19 protein-coding genes are annotated in these 16,762 nt (G+C 58.8%); 5 read left to right on the top strand and 14 right to left on the bottom strand.

Annotated elements, in window-relative coordinates; translation table 11 throughout:
• The first annotated feature begins 115 nt into the window (after positions 1-115).
• Positions 116-1,102, top strand: coding sequence for a Gfo/Idh/MocA family protein (locus tag ACI3K0_RS11620; RefSeq protein ID WP_183823686.1), 987 nt, complete (start codon positions 116-118; stop codon positions 1,100-1,102).
• Here ACI3K0_RS11620 and ACI3K0_RS11615 read toward each other — a convergent pair.
• On the bottom strand, positions 1,099-1,482 hold the full coding sequence (locus tag ACI3K0_RS11615) for a GtrA family protein (RefSeq protein WP_148146067.1): 384 nt from the start codon (positions 1,480-1,482) through the stop codon (positions 1,099-1,101). The genes ACI3K0_RS11620 and ACI3K0_RS11615 overlap by 4 nt on opposite strands.
• A complete protein-coding gene (locus tag ACI3K0_RS11610) occupies positions 1,479-2,537 on the bottom strand; it encodes a glycosyltransferase (RefSeq protein WP_404945341.1) in 1,059 nt (352 codons plus the stop codon). The genes ACI3K0_RS11615 and ACI3K0_RS11610 overlap by 4 nt, the downstream gene beginning before the upstream one ends.
• A 124-nt stretch (positions 2,538-2,661) precedes the next feature.
• Between ACI3K0_RS11610 and ACI3K0_RS11605 the strand changes: the two genes are divergently transcribed.
• The gene (locus ACI3K0_RS11605; protein ID WP_246435980.1) at positions 2,662-4,512 is read left to right on the top strand and encodes a hypothetical protein; all 1,851 of its coding nucleotides are present in this window, start codon (positions 2,662-2,664) and stop codon (positions 4,510-4,512) included.
• 1 nt (position 4,513) lies between these two features.
• On the opposite strand, the gene ACI3K0_RS11600 is transcribed toward ACI3K0_RS11605, so the two are convergent.
• Both ACI3K0_RS11600 and ACI3K0_RS11595 read right to left on the bottom strand, forming a co-directional pair.
• Positions 4,514-4,738 carry a hypothetical protein gene (locus ACI3K0_RS11600; RefSeq protein ID WP_183823684.1) on the bottom strand — a complete coding sequence of 75 codons (225 nt, stop codon included), beginning with the start codon at positions 4,736-4,738 and terminating at the stop codon, positions 4,514-4,516.
• A gap of 213 nt (positions 4,739-4,951) precedes the next feature.
• Positions 4,952-5,215, bottom strand: coding sequence for a hypothetical protein (locus ACI3K0_RS11595; RefSeq protein WP_183823682.1), 264 nt, complete (start codon positions 5,213-5,215; stop codon positions 4,952-4,954).
• 157 nt (positions 5,216-5,372) lie between these two features.
• Here ACI3K0_RS11595 and xseA point away from each other — a divergent pair, with 157 nt between their 5' ends.
• Positions 5,373-6,989, top strand: a complete 1,617-nt coding sequence (gene xseA / locus ACI3K0_RS11590; protein WP_183823680.1) for an exodeoxyribonuclease VII large subunit — start codon at positions 5,373-5,375, stop codon at positions 6,987-6,989.
• Positions 6,990-7,034: 45 nt separating this feature from the next.
• Here the strand turns inward: xseA and ACI3K0_RS11585 are convergent, their stop codons facing one another.
• The 5 genes from ACI3K0_RS11585 to ACI3K0_RS11565 form a co-directional block, all read right to left on the bottom strand.
• Entirely contained in the window at positions 7,035-7,790 is a 756-nt protein-coding gene (locus ACI3K0_RS11585; RefSeq protein ID WP_183823678.1) for a ParA family protein, read from the bottom strand.
• 151 nt (positions 7,791-7,941) lie between these two features.
• Positions 7,942-8,874, bottom strand: a complete 933-nt coding sequence (locus ACI3K0_RS11580) for a cyclase family protein (RefSeq protein ID WP_148146061.1) — start codon at positions 8,872-8,874, stop codon at positions 7,942-7,944.
• A 198-nt stretch (positions 8,875-9,072) separates the two neighbouring features.
• Positions 9,073-10,326 (bottom strand): aminopeptidase, encoded by a 1,254-nt coding sequence (locus tag ACI3K0_RS11575; RefSeq protein ID WP_183823676.1) that lies wholly within the window; start codon positions 10,324-10,326, stop codon positions 9,073-9,075.
• Positions 10,327-10,405: 79 nt separating this feature from the next.
• Positions 10,406-10,879, bottom strand: coding sequence for a Cys-tRNA(Pro) deacylase (gene ybaK / locus ACI3K0_RS11570; protein ID WP_148146059.1), 474 nt, complete (start codon positions 10,877-10,879; stop codon positions 10,406-10,408).
• A 2-nt stretch (positions 10,880-10,881) separates the two neighbouring features.
• A complete protein-coding gene (locus ACI3K0_RS11565) occupies positions 10,882-11,235 on the bottom strand; it encodes an ArsC family reductase (RefSeq protein WP_148146058.1) in 354 nt (117 codons plus the stop codon).
• Positions 11,236-11,441: 206 nt separating this feature from the next.
• Here ACI3K0_RS11565 and ACI3K0_RS11560 point away from each other — a divergent pair, with 206 nt between their 5' ends.
• Positions 11,442-11,606 (top strand): hypothetical protein, encoded by a 165-nt coding sequence (locus tag ACI3K0_RS11560; RefSeq protein WP_183684924.1) that lies wholly within the window; start codon positions 11,442-11,444, stop codon positions 11,604-11,606.
• A gap of 10 nt (positions 11,607-11,616) precedes the next feature.
• On the opposite strand, the gene ACI3K0_RS11555 is transcribed toward ACI3K0_RS11560, so the two are convergent.
• Positions 11,617-12,234, bottom strand: a complete 618-nt coding sequence (locus tag ACI3K0_RS11555; RefSeq protein WP_183684925.1) for a 2'-5' RNA ligase family protein — start codon at positions 12,232-12,234, stop codon at positions 11,617-11,619.
• Positions 12,235-12,560: 326 nt separating this feature from the next.
• On the opposite strand from ACI3K0_RS11555, the gene ACI3K0_RS11550 reads away from it, so the two are divergent.
• Positions 12,561-13,115 carry a methylated-DNA--[protein]-cysteine S-methyltransferase gene (locus ACI3K0_RS11550; RefSeq protein ID WP_148146056.1) on the top strand — a complete coding sequence of 185 codons (555 nt, stop codon included), beginning with the start codon at positions 12,561-12,563 and terminating at the stop codon, positions 13,113-13,115.
• A gap of 14 nt (positions 13,116-13,129) precedes the next feature.
• Here ACI3K0_RS11550 and ACI3K0_RS11545 read toward each other — a convergent pair whose 3' ends face one another.
• The 4 genes from ACI3K0_RS11545 to ACI3K0_RS11530 all read right to left on the bottom strand — a co-directional run bounded on the left by ACI3K0_RS11545 (position 13,130) and on the right by ACI3K0_RS11530 (position 16,709).
• A complete protein-coding gene (locus ACI3K0_RS11545) occupies positions 13,130-13,723 on the bottom strand; it encodes a YqaA family protein (RefSeq protein WP_183823674.1) in 594 nt (197 codons plus the stop codon).
• Positions 13,724-14,007: 284 nt separating this feature from the next.
• Entirely contained in the window at positions 14,008-15,585 is a 1,578-nt protein-coding gene (gene guaA / locus ACI3K0_RS11540; RefSeq protein WP_183823672.1) for a glutamine-hydrolyzing GMP synthase, read from the bottom strand.
• 39 nt (positions 15,586-15,624) lie between these two features.
• Positions 15,625-16,263 carry a 5'-methylthioadenosine/S-adenosylhomocysteine nucleosidase gene (locus ACI3K0_RS11535; protein WP_183823670.1) on the bottom strand — a complete coding sequence of 213 codons (639 nt, stop codon included), beginning with the start codon at positions 16,261-16,263 and terminating at the stop codon, positions 15,625-15,627.
• Positions 16,260-16,709: a PaaI family thioesterase gene (locus ACI3K0_RS11530; protein WP_183684927.1), complete on the bottom strand. Its 450-nt coding sequence runs from the start codon at positions 16,707-16,709 to the stop codon at positions 16,260-16,262. Before ACI3K0_RS11530 ends, ACI3K0_RS11535 begins: the two co-directional genes overlap by 4 nt.
• Positions 16,710-16,762 lie beyond the last annotated feature (53 nt).

Here is a 16,762-nt window from a genome sequence, read left to right as displayed (position 1 = left end):
CCGCAATCCATTATTTTGCACCTCGGGTTCATTTTTCAAGAAAGCCAAAAGCGCGCATTGAACCTCTTCCGCGGCCACCCTAAGCTGGCGAAAAGATGTGCAAAGGGAGAGTGTCATGCTGCGTTTCGGGATTTTGTCGACGGCCAAGATTGCAAGGGATGTCGTCATGCCGGCGATACAGGACGCCGAAAATGCTGTGATCACTGCGGTCGCCAGCCGCGATGTGACGAAGGCAAGAGCGCTGGCTGATCGTTTCGGCGTGCCGCATGCCTTCGGCTCCTATGAAGAGATGCTCGCCTCCGACGTGATCGATGCTGTCTATATTCCGCTGCCGACCAGCCAGCATGTCGAATGGTCGATCAAGGCCGCCAATGCCGGTAAGCATGTTCTGGTCGAAAAACCGCTGGCGCTGAAGGCGCAGGAATTGGATGCCCTGATCGAAGCGCGCGACCGCAACAGAGTGGTCGTATCGGAAGCATTCATGGTCACCTACGCGCCGGTCTGGCACAAGGTGCGGGAACTGTTGAAGGACGGCGCGATCGGTGAGCTGAAACACGTCCAGGGCGCTTTCAGCTATTTCAACCGCGATGCTGGAAACATGCGCAATATCCCCGAACTCGGCGGCGGTGCGCTGCCGGATATCGGCGTTTATCCGACGATCGTTACCCGCTTCGCCACCGGCGAAGAGCCCCGGCGCGTCCAGGCCGTCGTGCGCCGTGACCCGGATTTCGGCACCGACATCTATTCAAGCGTCAAGGCCGATTTCGGTGGTTTCGAACTGAGCTTCTACATCGCTACCCAGATGGCGAACCGGCAGGTCATGGTCTTCCACGGGACGGAAGGGTTTATCGAGGTGAAGTCGCCCTTCAACGCGGATCGTTATGGCGCGGAAGAGATCGAACTGAACAACCAGAAGCACAATGTCTCGCAGGTCTTCCGTTTTCCCGACAGCCGGCAATATCGCCGCCAGACGGAAGCCTTTGCCAAGGCTGCTGCGGGCGAAGCCTCTGAAATCGTTACGCTGGAGAGCTCCGTGAAGAACCAGCGTTTCATCGACGCGATCTATCGCGCCGGCGAACACGATGGCTGGGAGACAGTCTAACCCTGGTTTTTGTGGCGAAACACGAAACGGGAATAACCGAAGAAACTGTAGACCGTCGCAGCCGCAGACGCGAAAACGATCGCGACCGCCGGCTGGATCGGCGCGCGGGCGATCAGGGCAGAATAGATTGCGTAATTGATCAGCGCTGACGTGATGCCGACAGTCCAGTAGCGAATTCCCTCCACCGCGAGAGAGTGGGGGGAGGGGTCGAAGGTGCGGTTGCGGTTGACGAACCAGGTAAAGCTCATGGCGGCCATGATCGCCGGTATGCGCGACAGGAACGGCCCGATCGGCGTATAGGTCAACAGCAGGTGGTTGACGCCGACATCGATCAGGAAGCCGATTCCACCCGCAAACAGAAACCAGGCCATCCGCCTCATGCCGCGCTCTTGCCGCCCCGTTGAGCCGACGTCTCGACGAAGGTTTCGTTGATTGGTGTTGAGTTGGTCCGGCTCTGCAGCGGCAGGCTCATGTAGTGGATGCGCAACTGTTCGGCACGCGCCCGTGAAACGGAATCGAGAATGAGTCCTGCGGTGAACATCAGCGACGACAATACCATCAGAACCAGCGAGAAGACCCAGGTCGGCATGCGCTCGACAAGTCCCGTTTCGAAATAGGAAATCAGGACCGGTGTCATGAAGATCAGGCTCATTGCCATAAAGACAGAGCTGATCGCACCGAAAAAGGCGAAGGGCCGCGTTTCCTTCATCAGCATTGCGAACATCCAGAGGATCTTTCCGCCATCCCGATAGGTCGAAAGCTTGGAATGCGAGCCTTCCGGACGTCGCCCGTAATCGAGTTCGATCTCGGTGACCGGCAGTTTCAGCCGAGATGCATGAACCGACATTTCCGTCTCGATCTCGAAGCCGCCGGAAACGGCGGGGAAGCTTTTGACGAAGCGGCGGGAAAAAGCGCGGTAGCCGGAGAAAATATCGGTGAAGTCGCGGCCGAAAATGGCGCGATAGAGAATGTTGAACAGCCGGTTTCCGGCGGCATGGCCCTGGCGCCCGGCATCCGCATGCACGCCGCGGCGGGTGCCGACGACCATGTCGGCGCGTTCTGTGAGCAGGATACGGATCAGTTCTTCGGCATCCTTCGGCGAATAGGTGCCGTCGCCATCCGCCATGATGTAGAGGTCGGCCTCGATATCGGCAAACATGCGGCGCACCACATGGCCCTTGCCCTGGCGGCGTTCGCGCATCACCTCGGCGCCGGCCAACATTGCTTTCAGCGCGGTGCCATCGGTGGAATTGTTGTCGTAGACGTAAACGCGCGCAGTCGGGAGAACCTCCCGAAAGCCATTCACGACATCGCTGATCGTCGATGCCTCGTTATAGCAGGGGATCAGGACTGCAATCGACAGATCACCGGAAATGGAGCCCGCCAAAATGCCGGCATGTGCGCTGGCATGATCACCGGCAGAAGTATCACTCATGATTTTCACTCTGTACGCGGAAAATCCAGTGCAGATACGGCCTGCCCTGTCTGCTTTACTATTTCTTGTGAAGGTTAAGTTTAGGTTGCGGGACTTCCTTAAGTGCTCAAAACAAGTGTGAATGATGAACACGACGACAGATGAGATGTCCCGGCAGGATGCCGTGCCTGCTTCAGCCTCCGTTCTGTCCCGGCTTTTTCCTGCAGTCGCGCTTTACTGGCTGATGACGGCGGTTGCCATCGCACTCATCTCCCTGCCGAAAGCAAAGGATCTGATCGGTCCCGACAATGACGATGTCATGCGGCTGGTGGAAATTCGCGACTGGCTTGGTGGCCAGAGCTGGTTTGACCTTATGCAGTACCGTCTCGGCCTTTCCGGCGGCACCTTGATGCACTGGTCCCGCTTCATCGACGCTCCGATCGGCGGACTTATCAAGCTGTTTTCGCTGTTCATGCCTGTAGAGATGGCCGAAGGCGTAGCGGCCAGTGTCTGGCCGCTTCTGCTCATTGGCCCGCTTCTGCTCGCCGTCGGTTTCGCTAGTCGGCGCCTGGGTGGAGAGGCCGATGGGCCACGGGTGATGCATATCGCGCTTGGCCTAGGTGCACTCTTTGCCTTTACCTGCATGAAGTTCCGTCCGGGCGCGCTTGACCATCACAATGTCCAGCTTGTTCTGGCAATCGGGATCACTGCACTTCTGGCAGATCGCCGTGGAAATACTTTGGGCCACGCGGTCGCGGGGATCGCTACTGCTCTGGCAATTGCCATAGGGGCGGAAACCACGCCTTTTGTTGCCATTGTATGTGTCTGCGTCGCCGCCCGCTGGATTTGGCAAGGGGCCGGATTTGCTTCCGCTGCGCGCGCATTCGGCCTTTCTCTCGCACTTGCTATCACGGCTGCCTTTTTTGCCACGATCCCACCAAGCGCATACGCCGCTGTCACCTGCGATAACCTTTCGCTCGGCTTCTTTTCCCTCTCCGCGCTGGGAGGGGCTGGGCTTTTCAGCCTTGCCTGCCTTCCGGCGCGCGCCGGGATGGGTATCAGGCTCGCCGCGTCCTTCGTCCTAGGCACGATTATTGGCGCATTGGCTCTGCTCATCGCGCCGCAATGCCTTGGCAGTCCGCTCGCCAATCTTGATCCGATGCTGGTTGAGCTCTGGCTGGACCACGTCACTGAAGCGCAATCCATAACCGCACAGATGCAGCAGTTTCCGGAAACCATTGCAGGTTTTTACGTCGTCGGACTGTTCGCTGTCTTCGCCTGTGCCTTACGCATCTGGCGCGGTGACGATCGTGGCCTGCATCTCCTGTTTCTAGCGCTTGTTTCTGCGAGCTGGGCGGTTGCTCTGGTCCAGATCCGTGGCAGCCTTTTCGCAAATCTCCTGAGCATTCCGCCGCTCGCATTGCTGATTGCCGACCTTCAGAAAAAGGCGCGAGACAATCCGAAGAGTATTTCGATCAATCTTGGATTTGTCGTCGCGACGTTGGCCTCCGTCCCTGTCGTCTGGGGGCTGGGTGGCGTCATCCTGAAACAGGGTATCGGTTCTGCCAGCATGGACGTCCTGGCTATGGAGAACGCCGATGAAGACAATACATGCGGCGATGCCAAGGATATGGCGGCGCTTCGTGTTCTTCCGCCGGGAACGATTGCCGCTCCTTCAAATCGTGGTGCGGGTATCTTGAGGTTTACGCAGCATCGGGTTTTGACCGCGCCCTATCATCGCAACCAGGGTGGCATGCTGGCCGAACTTCACATTGGCATGGCAACGCCGGATGATGCACTCGCACTTCTCAAAAATGCGGGCGTAACCGCACTTGCATTCTGCAGAAACGATCCGCAAACCGAAAATCTTATCGAGCTTTACCGTGATGGCCTCTACGCATCATTGGCGCGAGGCGAGTTGCCGACCTATCTCTCGCCGGTCCGATCGGATGGCAGATTCCAGCTTTTTGTCGTTAACGAAGCTGATCCGAAATAAGTCAGGCGTGACGGAATGACTGGATGAACGCAGCCGCGACGACCAGATTGATCAGTCCGAAGTTGAAACCAAGTATAGCGATAAGCAAGCCAAGCATGCTTGTGGCGCCGAAGAGGGCAGCAACAAAAAAGACAACGGGAATAAGCAATGCAGCCGCGATTATCGACGCGAGACTGCGTGTCATGCCGGCCAAGAGGCCAATGGTTGTTGCCGTTAGAAATAACACGGCGGATCTCCTTCCTGTGTGTCGGAGATCGTATATCTTACGACCCTCTAAAGAATGCTTTCGCATCATGCCTAACGGCGGGTCATTTTTTTAGCTACGATTGCCCGATCACTGTTAAGACTTAGGTCCCGTGTTATCGGACCTAAGTCCTCTCCTCCATTTAGACGCAACGCTGAAGCGTTGGTCAGGTTCCATTATTGATCCGTTCGCATATTAGAACAATGCGACGATTGCGCCCGCTGTCGTGCCCGTCGAAAGGACCTGGGTCACGCGGATCGGCAGGAAGCTGCCGGACGACACGCCGGTGAACGAGAGATCGTCGCCGGAGAGCATCCGCACCGCGAGATCGCCGCCATTGCCGACATAAAGCGCGCGGCTGGGAACCGAAAACGTGGCCGTGTCGCTGGGTGTGACGGCACCTCCTGCGGAGGCGGGGCTTGAAAGAGAAGGCTGGGTATTGGCAAAAGGGTCGGTCATGACGGGTTCTCCGGTTTGAACTGCCCGGATTATCCCACGGCCATGCGGGGCGGGGACGAACGCGGCGTCAAAAGGATCGGTGCCGCTTTCCATCTCGTCCACATCAATCCGCATCCCGGCGGATGAAATCCTTCTGCCGATCGGTTAGAACAATGGCATGAGCAGCACGTTCGCACCTGAAGCACAAAGCAATCTGACTGAATTTTCGGTCTCGGAGCTTTCCGGCTCGATTAAGCGAACCGTCGAGAACGCCTTCGACCATGTGCGCGTCAGGGGCGAGATTTCCGGCTACCGCGGGCCGCATTCGTCCGGCCACGCCTATTTCAGCCTCAAGGACGACAGGTCGCGCATCGACGCCGTGGTCTGGAAGGGCACGTTTTCCCGCCTGAGATTCCGCCCCGAAGAGGGCATGGAGGTCATCGCCACCGGCAAGGTCACGACCTTCCCCGGCTCGTCGAAATACCAGATCGTCATCGAAAACCTGGAACCGGCCGGTGCCGGCGCGCTGATGGCGCTCCTGGAGGAACGCCGCCGCAAGCTGGCAGCAGAAGGGCTTTTCGACAAGGAACGCAAGCGGCCCTTGCCCTATCTGCCACGTGTCATTGGCGTCGTGACCTCTCCGACAGGCGCTGTCATCCGTGACATCCTGCATCGCATCACCGACCGGTTTCCCGTCCATGTCGTCGTCTGGCCGGTCAAGGTACAGGGTGAGGGTTCGGGCGAGGAGGTCGCAGCCGCCATCCGTGGCTTCAATGCCGTCCGTCCCGGTGATCCGATGCCGCGGCCGGATGTGCTGATCGTCGCCCGCGGCGGTGGCAGTCTTGAGGACCTCTGGAGCTTCAACGACGAGATCGTCGTACGGGCTGCAGCCGAGAGTGCGATCCCGCTGATTTCAGCCGTCGGCCATGAGACCGACTGGACACTGATCGATCATGCTGCCGACGTGCGCGCGCCGACACCGACGGGGGCCGCCGAAATGGCGGTCCCGGTAAAGGCCGATCTTGATGCCCAGCTCGCAAACCTTTCGGCGCGTTTGCGCGGCAGTGCATCGCGGCAGATGGATCACCGCAGCCAGTCCTTGCGGGCGCTTGTGCGCGCACTTCCGTCGCTCGACCAGTTGCTGGCGCTTCCCCGCCGGCGTTTCGATGAGGCGGCGGCAGGCTTGGGCCGTTCGCTGGAACGCACGACGATCGCCAAGCGCCGCACCTATGAGCGCGCCTCGTCCGGCTTGCGGCTTGACCTGCTGAATAACCGGCTGGTGCTGCAGCGGCAGGCTCTGGCCGACCGGCTCCTGCGGGCGGATCGCTGCGTGGAGCGGCAGATTCTCAGCGAAAAGGGGCGGGTGGCGCGTATCGACGCCTCGCTGAAATCATTGCCGGCTCGTCTGGCCGGCCATCTGCAGCGCGAGAGCCAGCATCTCGCCGCCCTGATCCGTCAGGCCGATACCGCACTTGCCCATACCTTGTCCCGCAGCCGCTCGGTGCTCATGGGGCAGGATCGTGTCCTGCAGTCACTCTCCTACAAGAATGTGCTCAAGCGCGGTTATGCCGTGGTGAGGGATGGCGCGGATCGCGCCCTGACGCGCGCCGCAAATGTTGCGGAAGGCAGCGCGATTTCGATCGAGTTCGCCGATGGCCGCGTTTTGGCGGTTACCGGTGAAACATCGGGTTCGGCTGATCCCGAACAGGCGGCTCCGGCGGCAGTTCCGCCGAAGCGGAAAGCGCCGAAGCCGGATGTCGCATCCGGGCCGCCGAAGCAGGGCAGTCTCTTCTGAAATGATTGGCTGGAAGGGGTGATGTTCCAGCCGATTTAGGCAGGATCAGGCGGCCTTCCTGGCTGCCGTAGTCTTGCGGGGTGTCTCCGCCTTTGCCTTGGCAGTCGCTGTCGATTTGGCAGTCTTCGGAACCTTGACGGGGACGGGAGCAAACTGCGCAATCTCGTCGACCAGCAGGCGTGCATTGTCCTGAGCCTTGGCAAGATTGCTGACGGCTTCCGGATCGAGCGCATCGATCAGGGTGCCGGCGTCGAACATGTCACGATAGGCTGCGCGTTCGATCAGCGGAGTTGCCAGCACATGGACGCCCTGTTGTGCCAGCATGCCCTTCACGGCAAGCAGCGCCCGTGTGGTGATGATCGAACTGACCCGGGTAAGCGCCACCGAATGCGCGATATGGATGTCGCATTCGCTTTTGAGCTTCTTCAGGATATCGAGCACCTGTGCGCCTCCCGCGGCATCCAGTGCGCACCCCTGAACCGGCACGAAAACGTGGTCGGAAAGCCCCAGCCCCTTGGCGAGCAACGGTGTGACGCCGCCGGGCAGGTCCACCACCACATAATCGTTACGTTTCTTCAGGTCCTTGATCGTCTTTTCGATATTGTCGGCGTCGATATCGGCGATGATCGAGAATTTCGGCACCTTCGCCATCCGCACCATCCAGCGGGAAACCCACTGCTGCGGATCAGCGTCCAGCATGGCAACGCGAAAACCTCGCTTTGCCAACTCCCCGGCCACAACAAGCGCCATCGTGGTCTTGCCGGCGCCGCCTTTCGTATTCGCAAATGTAATCACTGGCATTCACAACCCTCCGGTTCATATGAACACCACAGAGGAAAGCCATGTTTCTTGGCCTGTTCTTATCCGCTTCCGTCGTGATGATTTGCGGATGCTTGACGAATAAGCTTGCGCCGCGCTGGTGAAGGAAGCGCGGCGCTGGAGATCAGGTACATCAGCGCACGCGCATGCCGGCCTGCTCATCGAAATGCAGCGGCTTGTCGAACTTCTGCAGCGGGGCTTCGGGGATTGAACCGATCGTCATGCCATGGGGCCAATCGGGTGGGCAAATGGCGATGTAGCGCGCATAGCCGCCCACGCCGCCGCCGAATTTCGGATACCCGATCGCGACGAGTGCGCCCGTTTCCGGCACCTTGTCCAGATTGGCGACGCCCTCCGCCTGGGCATATCCGTTGTGCATCAGCCAGTATTCGCCTTCCAGATTGGGCGTCGTGTCGGTGTCGAGTGGTTCATGCCCGTGAAACAGGATCTTGCGCTCGTTATGCAGGAATTTCAGTGCCTCCAGCCCCACGCCCGGGAATGGACGAGCTGTCGAAAGAGCCGGATCGGGCCATGTTTTCGACCAGCCGGAGCGGACGAAGACCACCGAACCTTCCGGTATCAGGCCATGTTTCGCCTCGAAATCGGTGATATCGGAGACCTGCAGATGATAACCGGCATCCGTATTCACCTTGTCCTCGATGTTGATGACCACCAGCGGCCGTATGGCATAGGTCGCAGGCAGCTCATCGATCGCCGCATATTCTGGTGCCCAATGCGCCGGAGGATCGAGTTGAGTGCCGAGCTGGTCGGTCGTCAGATTGTAGGTGGAAGCGGCAAAGCCGTGTTTTTCGAAGGTAAAGGTTTCGCCCTTCTTGGCATAACCCTCAAGATCGGTGCCGGCGGCGGCTTGGCCGAAGCTCGGTTTGCCGAAACCGGCCCAGACCGGAATGTTCGGCGTGATCGTATGGGTCAGATCGACGTATTTGGCGCCTTTCAGGCTGTCATTATAAACTTTCCACAAGCCTTGTTCCTCCGCCAGGGCGGGTGAAAAGGACAGGGCGGCAAGCAATATCGGGAGGATCGTCTTATGCGGAAAAATCTGCATGCTGTATTCCTTCGTGAAAGAGATCAGCCAGCTTTTGGCGGGTCGCAGAAAGCACCCGCCGGGATTTCATCGCAAAGAATGTGAGCCGGCAACAGATGTTATGCCGAAGGGACGACAGAAGCCGAAAAAATCCTGCCCAACATGATGCCGGCGCCGCACAGATGTGCTGCGCCGCTGTTTTGACTGGCAAGGGGCCGATTAGGCCCATTCACCCTTGCGCATAACCGGAACCTTGGAGCCGTCCGGCCGGATGCCGTCGATATCGACCTTGTCGGAACCGATCATCCAGTCGATATGGATGAGCGAGGAATTGCCGCCCTGCGCGTTGATCTCATCAGGCGTCAACGAAGCGCCGTTGAGGAAACATTTCGAGTAGCACTGGCCGAGCGCGATGTGGCACGAGGCATTTTCGTCGAACAGCGTGTTGTAGAAAAGGATGCCGCTTGCCGAGATCGGCGACGAATGCGGCACCAGTGCCACTTCGCCGAGCCGGCGTGCACCTTTATCCGTATCCAGCACCTTGTTCAACACTTCCTCGCCCTTCGAAGCTTTCGCCTCGACAATGCGGCCGCCTTCGAACCGCACCCGGATATTGTCGATCAGCGTACCTTGATGCGAGAGCGGCTTGGTGCTCGATACATGGCCCTCAACCTTAAGCGCATGCGGCGTGGTGAAGACTTCTTCGGTCGGGATATTCGGGTTGCAGGTAATCCCGTTCTTCGCCGTGGACGCGCCGCCATGCCATTCATGGCCATCTGCCAGGCCAACGGTCAGGTCGGTGCCGGGACCGGTGAAATGCAGCGCCGCAAAACGCTCACCATTCAGCCAGGTCGAACGCTTCCTAAGGTTTGCATTATGCTCCGCCCAGGCTGCTACCGGATCTGCGACGTTGACGCGCGAGGCGGCGAAGATCGCTTCAGCCAGCTTGGCAACGGCAGCATCTTCCGGCAGATCCGGAAAAACCTGACGTGCCCAAGAGGGATTGGGATAGGAAACGATGTTCCAGTTGATGTCGAAATTGGCGATCTTTTCGAGTGCCGGCTTGTAGGCGATGGAATTGGCCTTGTTGGCGCGGGCAACTTTGGCCGGATCTTGCCCGGAAAGCAGCATCGGATTGTCGCCGGCGATTGCAAGCCGCGCGGCACCGTTCTCATAAGCCTTGGCCATGCCCTCGTAGAGCCAGCCGGAGGCCTTGTCGAAGCTGGCATCAGGTGCATGCTGATAACGAGCCAGCGTCGTTTCCTCGTCGGAATAGAAGGCCGAAACGATGCCCGCACCTGCCATATAGGCGTGTTTGGTGATGAACCGAACTAGCGGCAGCGCGGCGATCGGCGCGGTGATGACGAGGTCCTGCCCCTTTTCCAACCCAAGCCCCACCTTCACTGCGACTTCGCCAAGCTTCTCAAGCTTGATCGGATCGATGGATGTCTGGATGTTCGGGACGATGGTCATGGCTCAGCCTCTCGATTATTCGTGTGAGGCTAGACTTAGAGAGCTTTGGGGCAAAATTGAAGTCTTGGACATGCGGTCGTCAGGCAATCAGCGGAGCGGCGATCGCCTTCAACGCCTCTTTCGCATCGGCGGGCACTAGGCGTATCTGCAGCCCGCGCTGCCCACCGTTGATGAAGATGTAGGGCTCGTCCAGTGCGGTGATTTCGATCGCCGTCGGTACGAGCTTCTTCTGGCCAAGCGGGCTGATGCCGCCGACATGGTAACCCGTCAAGCGTTCCGCATCGGCCGGCTTCATCATATGGGCGGATTTTCCGCCAAAGGCCGAGGCGAGCTTTTTCATCGACACTTCATGATCGGACGGCACCACGACACAGATAGGCTTGCCATCAAGTTCGGCCATCAGTGTCTTCAACACGCGTTTCGGCTCTTCCCCGATCGCCTCCGCCGCCTGCAATCCGATCCGGTCGGCATTGGGATCATAGTCGTAGGAAACGATCGTATAGGCGATTTTCAGCTTGTCGAGGGTTTGGGTTGCGCGTGTGGTCTTCGACATTCTCAGGCGCCCGGAAAAGCGTTTTCGTAAATCTCGGGCTTGAAGCCGATCAGCAGCTTTCCATCCGCTTCCAGCACCGGCCGCTTGATCATCGACGGCTGCGCCAGCATCAACTCGATCGCCTTTGCCTGATCGATATTCTGGCGATCGGCCTCACCGAGTTTCTTGAAGGTCGTGCCGGCGCGGTTCAGCACCGTTTCCCATCCGGCTTTATCGACCCATGCTTGCAAATGGTCGCGATCGATACCCGAGGCCTTGTAGTCGTGGAATGCATAGCTCACACCCTTCTGGTCCAGCCATGTCCGCGCCTTCTTCATCGTGTCGCAGTTCTTGATGCCGTAGATGGTGATCGCCATTTCGCCGTCCTTTTGTCCCCTTTGCCCGCATCACGCGATGCCGGACTGGTCAGCGAAGCGATAACAACACCACATCGCAGAATGCAAGCCAATGAGGCAGATCAAATAGTGGCATGCCAAGTTCGCATGGCTGATCTGTGCGCGTATGCGTTGTGAAGATGAAGTCTTGGGCGCATATATTAGCCGACAGAAAAGGAGTTGATGTCATGTACGCCCAGAACAAAAACCGTGGTAGCCGTATCAGCCGCGCCTTCGCAATTTTCGGCGCTGCAGTTTCTGCTTCGGCTGCCGTTGAAAACCATCGTCGTCCGAAGAATAGCGATCTGACCATTCTCGGTATCGATCCCAAGGCTTTCGACCGCATCGGCTAATTGCCTAATATCACCTCGTTTCTCGCGGGCCGTCATTTCGCATGGCGGCCTTTGTTGTGAGAGCGGGGTTTCGGTCGCCGCCGGTGATTGGTTCATCCAAAAGCGATAATTGGCTTGCCGGCCTGGCATATGGTGGAGCGTCGGCGTTAAAACGCCAGCATCCAAATGGCTCATGGCGTGTTTCGCCCTTGTGGCTGTAGACAAGCGCAAATTCGCGCGCCTGCCATGTAAATGATTTCCCAATATTCAGAACCTCCTTGCGCCCGTAGCCATAGATGATGGTAACGTGAGGTGAAGGTGTGCGAAATGCCTGGCGTGGCAGGTTATGCCGGCTGAGCGCGCCATGAAGCATCCGCACGAATGCCTGAATATCGGTATTCCTCGCCGCACTTGTCAGCGCCAGATGCCGTCCGCCTCCGTAGATAGCACATGCGTCCAAAGTCACTGTAAGCGGGCATGCCCTGATCGATCCGATTGCAGTTTCGATCCGGGGAATGAGATCGTAGGGCGGCTTGTCAAATTCGTCCATCAACAGCAGGCTCACATGCAGCAAATGCGCCGGGTGACGTTGGCGGTTGGTGCGACCATGCGCATGCTCGCAAGCCGCCTTGTATATCTCCTCGGCCAAGGAGGGCGGCGGTTTCAGTACGAAAAAGAGTTCACTTCTCCACCGAGGCGCGAAGTGCGGTTGTCCGGATCGGTTTTTCCCAGGAACATTGCCTGTCAGCGGCAGGCATGGCTGGTGGTATGGCAACTCTGCACCTCCCATTATTCATCAACGCGGGATCATGCGGATGACGCAGTATAAGAGAATTCAATTGACAATAAAGAACAAAAAGAGAACGTAGGCAAGCGATCTAGGCGATCACAAATCTTCTGGTGCAAGAAACGGGTTGATTGCCTGTTCATGACATAGGATTCTGACAGGGGAAATCACACGAACGGAGTGAGCTCATGTCCGGACATCGATATGCGATCTTCGAAACCGCTGGCGGCTTCTGCGGCATTGCGTGGAATGTTGCCGGTATCACCCGTTTTCAGCTACCGACAAGCAGCGAGTTGTCGACCGAGAACCTTCTCCTGCGCCGGATCGGTGACGGTCAAAAATCGCCACCGCCCGTGGAGATTGGAGAGACGATCGCGCTGGTGAAACGGTATTTCGCTGGCGAGCGGATTGATTTCTCCGAGATCCGCCTCGATCTTGAAGGCCAGGATGAGGTCTTCAGGAATATCTATGCCGCAGCCCGCCGCATCGGCTGGGGTCATACGAGCACCTATGGCACGATCGCCAAGGAACTCGGCCTTGGGCCGGAGGCTGCGCGTGATGTTGGCCAGGCCATGGCGAAAAATCCGGTGGCGCTGATCATACCTTGCCACCGGGTACTGGCCGCCGGCGGCAAGCTCGGCGGTTTTTCAGCCCCTGGTGGATCGACCTCGAAACAGCGTATGCTCGAGCTTGAGGGTGTGCGTTTCACGCCGCCGGAGCCGGCACAGCAATCCCTCTTTTGAACTTTTGCCGACGCTCAGTGCGCCAGAAGAAGCTTGTACCCCGTGAAGGCGACGATCAGCACAGAAGCACCGATCATCGCAATCTTGCCAAGACGCTTCTCGATGAAGTGGCGAATGCCCTCGCCGTAGCGGCGCAACAGCCAAGCCAGGAGGAAGAAGCGTGCTCCGCGCGTGACGAGCGCCGACATGATGAATAGCCAGATGTTTACATGCACCGCACCGGAAAGGATCGTCACCACCTTGATAGGCGGCAGATGCGCAAAACCGGAGGTCACCAGCATCAGCAGGATCGTCTCGAAAGTGATGCCGGCCCTCAGCTCGTTGAAAGTATCGAGCTTGCCCCAGAATTCGAGGATCGGCATGGCAATGGCATCGAAGGCAAATGAACCGATCCACCAGCCCGCAATACCGCCGAGAACCGAGAAGACCGTCGCGATCAGCGCATAACGCCATGCACGCTCCGGCCGGGCCAGCGCCATGGGCAGGAAAAGCACGTCCGCCGGCACGAGAAAGATCGAGCTTTCGACAAAGGCGATGACCGCAAGCCAGACTTCCGCGGATTTGCGCGCACTGAGCGCCATCGTCCAGTCATAGAGGCGTTTGAGCATTGTGAAATCCAGAGCTTGGGGGGAAATCCGAAGGTGATGAAAGATACCGTGGGAGAGCTCGGTTGTTTGTCTGCCCTATCGATCCACAGATGCGGCTGAAGCGCAACCCTACACCGTGAAGCTGATCGTTACCTGAACGGTCTTTCTTTTGGGAATTTGGCGACAAGCCAAGCTCGTCTCGGCATCCAACTGCCTGAAATTATCGCCTTCATTCGGAAACCGCGAGGCAAGATAGATGATCGGCACGCCATGTCTTCATAGCGCGCCGACAATATTTCAATCTCTTATTCCCACTCGATCGTGCCGGGCGGCTTGCTCGTCACGTCGTAGACGACGCGGTTGATGCCGCGGACCTCGTTGATGATGCGGGTTGCCGCGCGGCCGAGGAAGTTCATGTCGTAGGGATAGAAATCCGCCGTCATGCCGTCGACCGAGGTGACGGCGCGCAGTGCGCAGACGAAATCATAGGTGCGATAGTCGCCCATGACACCGACGGTCTGCACCGGCAGCAGTACGGCAAAAGCCTGCCAGATCGTGTCGTAGAGACCGGCCTTGCGGATTTCGTCGAGATAGATCGCATCTGCCTTGCGCAGGATGTCGAGCTTCTCCTTGGTCACGCCGCCCGGGCAGCGGATGGCGAGGCCCGGACCCGGGAAGGGGTGGCGACCGATGAAGCTCTCCGGCAGGCCGAGTTCGCGGCCAAGGGCGCGGACTTCGTCCTTGAACAGTTCGCGCAGCGGTTCGACGAGCTGCATGTTCATGCGCTCGGGCAGGCCGCCGACATTGTGGTGGCTCTTGATCGTCACCGAAGGGCCGCCCGAGAAGGAAACGCTTTCGATGACGTCCGGGTAGAGCGTGCCCTGCGCGAGGAAGCGCGGTTCGCCCTTGCCATCGGCTGCGATCTTGGCTGCTTCCGCTTCGAACACTTCGATGAACAGGCGGCCGATCGTCTTGCGCTTCACTTCCGGGTCGTTTTCGCCGGCAAGCTGGGTCAGGAACATGTCGGATGCATCAACAGCCACGAGCGGGATGTTGTAATGGTCGCGGAACATGCCGACGACCTGTTCGGTCTCGCCCTGACGCATTAGGCCGTGATCGACATAGATGCAGGTCAGCTGGTCGCCGATCGCCTCATGGATGAGGATCGCCGCGACCGACGAGTCCACGCCGCCGGACAGGCCGCAGATGACGCGCTCATTGCCAACCTGATCCTTGATCTTGCGGATCATTTCGGCGCGGTAGGCAGCCATGGTCCAGTCGGACTTCAGGCCGACGATCTTGTGCACGAAGTTGGAAAGCAGCTTGGCGCCATCCGGTGTATGTACCACTTCTGGGTGGAACATGGTCGTATAATAGTGGCGGCTCTCGTCGGCAGCGATGGCGAACGGAGCGTTCTCGGAGGTCGCGATGACCTCGAAACCTTCCGGCAGTTTCGTCACGCGGTCGCCGTGGCTCATCCAGACCGGGTAACGACCGCCCTGTTCCCAGAAACCGTCGAACAGCGGGCTGGCCTTTTTCACTTCCACATCGGCGCGGCCGAATTCGGCGGCATGGCCACCTTCAACGACACCGCCGAGCTGGGTGCAGAGCGTCTGCTGGCCGTAGCAGATGCCGAGGATCGGCACGCCGCTGTCAAATACCGCCTGCGGTGCACGCGGGCTGCCTTCGGTGGTAACCGAAGCCGGGCCGCCGGAGAAGATCACGCCCTTGGGGGAGAGCCTGTCGAAAGCTTCGGCGGCGTTCTGGAAGGGATGGATTTCGCAATAGACACCCGCTTCGCGGATGCGGCGCGCAATCAGCTGCGTCACCTGGCTGCCGAAATCGATGATGAGGATGCTGTCGGGATGAGCTATCTGGGTCATGGCGAGCCTTTAATGAAGAACCCCGATTTTTGCAACTGCTCAGAAAGCCAAATTGCCGCTTTCTAGGGCGTTTCCTAGTCTGTCGATGACGCCAGCCAGCTTCTCGTCGATGACATGCAGATATTCAGTCCAGTTATCGACATGCTTCAGCTCCGCCTTCCCGTCGGAAATCCCGCGCAAACCGATCAGCGGAATACCGAACAACTGGCAGCAGCGCATGATGGCGAAGGTTTCCATGTCCACCATGTCTGCAGCGATCAGATCGTAGGCAGCGCCAGAGACGATATTGCCGCCGGTGGAAAGCGCAGCCTCGGGCACGCCTGGAATGCGAAGTGGCAGCGGCATGATCGCCGGATGGTCGAGAAAGGGTGTGCAACCTTTCTCGAAACCGAGCGGCGAGGCGTCCATGTCGCGATAGGCAACGGAGGAGGCCTGATAGACTTCCGTTTGTTCCAGCGTCCGGGAGCCGGCCGAACCGAGCGACACGATCAGATCCGGCATTTCGTTTTTCGCCTGCAGCTTCGTCAGCGCGTGCGACAGCACGATCGCGGCCTCGATCGGACCGACGCCGGTCATCAGCGGTTTGATGCGAGACTTGAGGTGCGGCCCATATTCGGCGTCGACGGCCATGACGAATAGCACCACATGCCGGCCGAGCCGTGTCAGTTCGAAACTCATTCCACCACGTCCTGACGATCGCGGATGACCATCATCGACGTGGTCATGGAGGCGATCAGTTTTGCCGGCCCGTCGCCGATCGCATAGGCACGGCCATCGGCCACAATGATCGTCGATCCGGGCTTGGTGACCTCGCCACGGAAAAGGAAACGCTCGCCGCGACCGGGCGAAAGCAGGTTGACCTTGAACTCGATCGTCAGAAGCGAAACTTCCGGCGCAATCACCGTATAGGCGGCATAGGTACAGGCAGTCTCCAGTGGTGCGGAAATCACCCCGCCATGCAGGAAACCGTGCTGCTGGGTAAGCTTCTCATCGAAAGGAAGCTCGATCTCCACCATGCCCTGCTGGATGCGCGTCAGTTCCGCGCCAAGCATCTCCATGGCGTTCTGCTTGGCGAAACTGCGCCGTATGCGTTCGTGAAAGTCGCCTGGATCGGTAATCTTCATGGTCTGCCCTTGGTGTCGCGGCGAAACTGGCATGCTGCAGGCGGATCGGCAAG

The organism is Rhizobium sp. ZW T2_16, assembly GCF_044987325.1.
Classification (GTDB): domain Bacteria; phylum Pseudomonadota; class Alphaproteobacteria; order Rhizobiales; family Rhizobiaceae; genus Neorhizobium; species Neorhizobium cellulosilyticum.
This window is presented reverse-complemented; position numbering and strand designations above follow the sequence as displayed.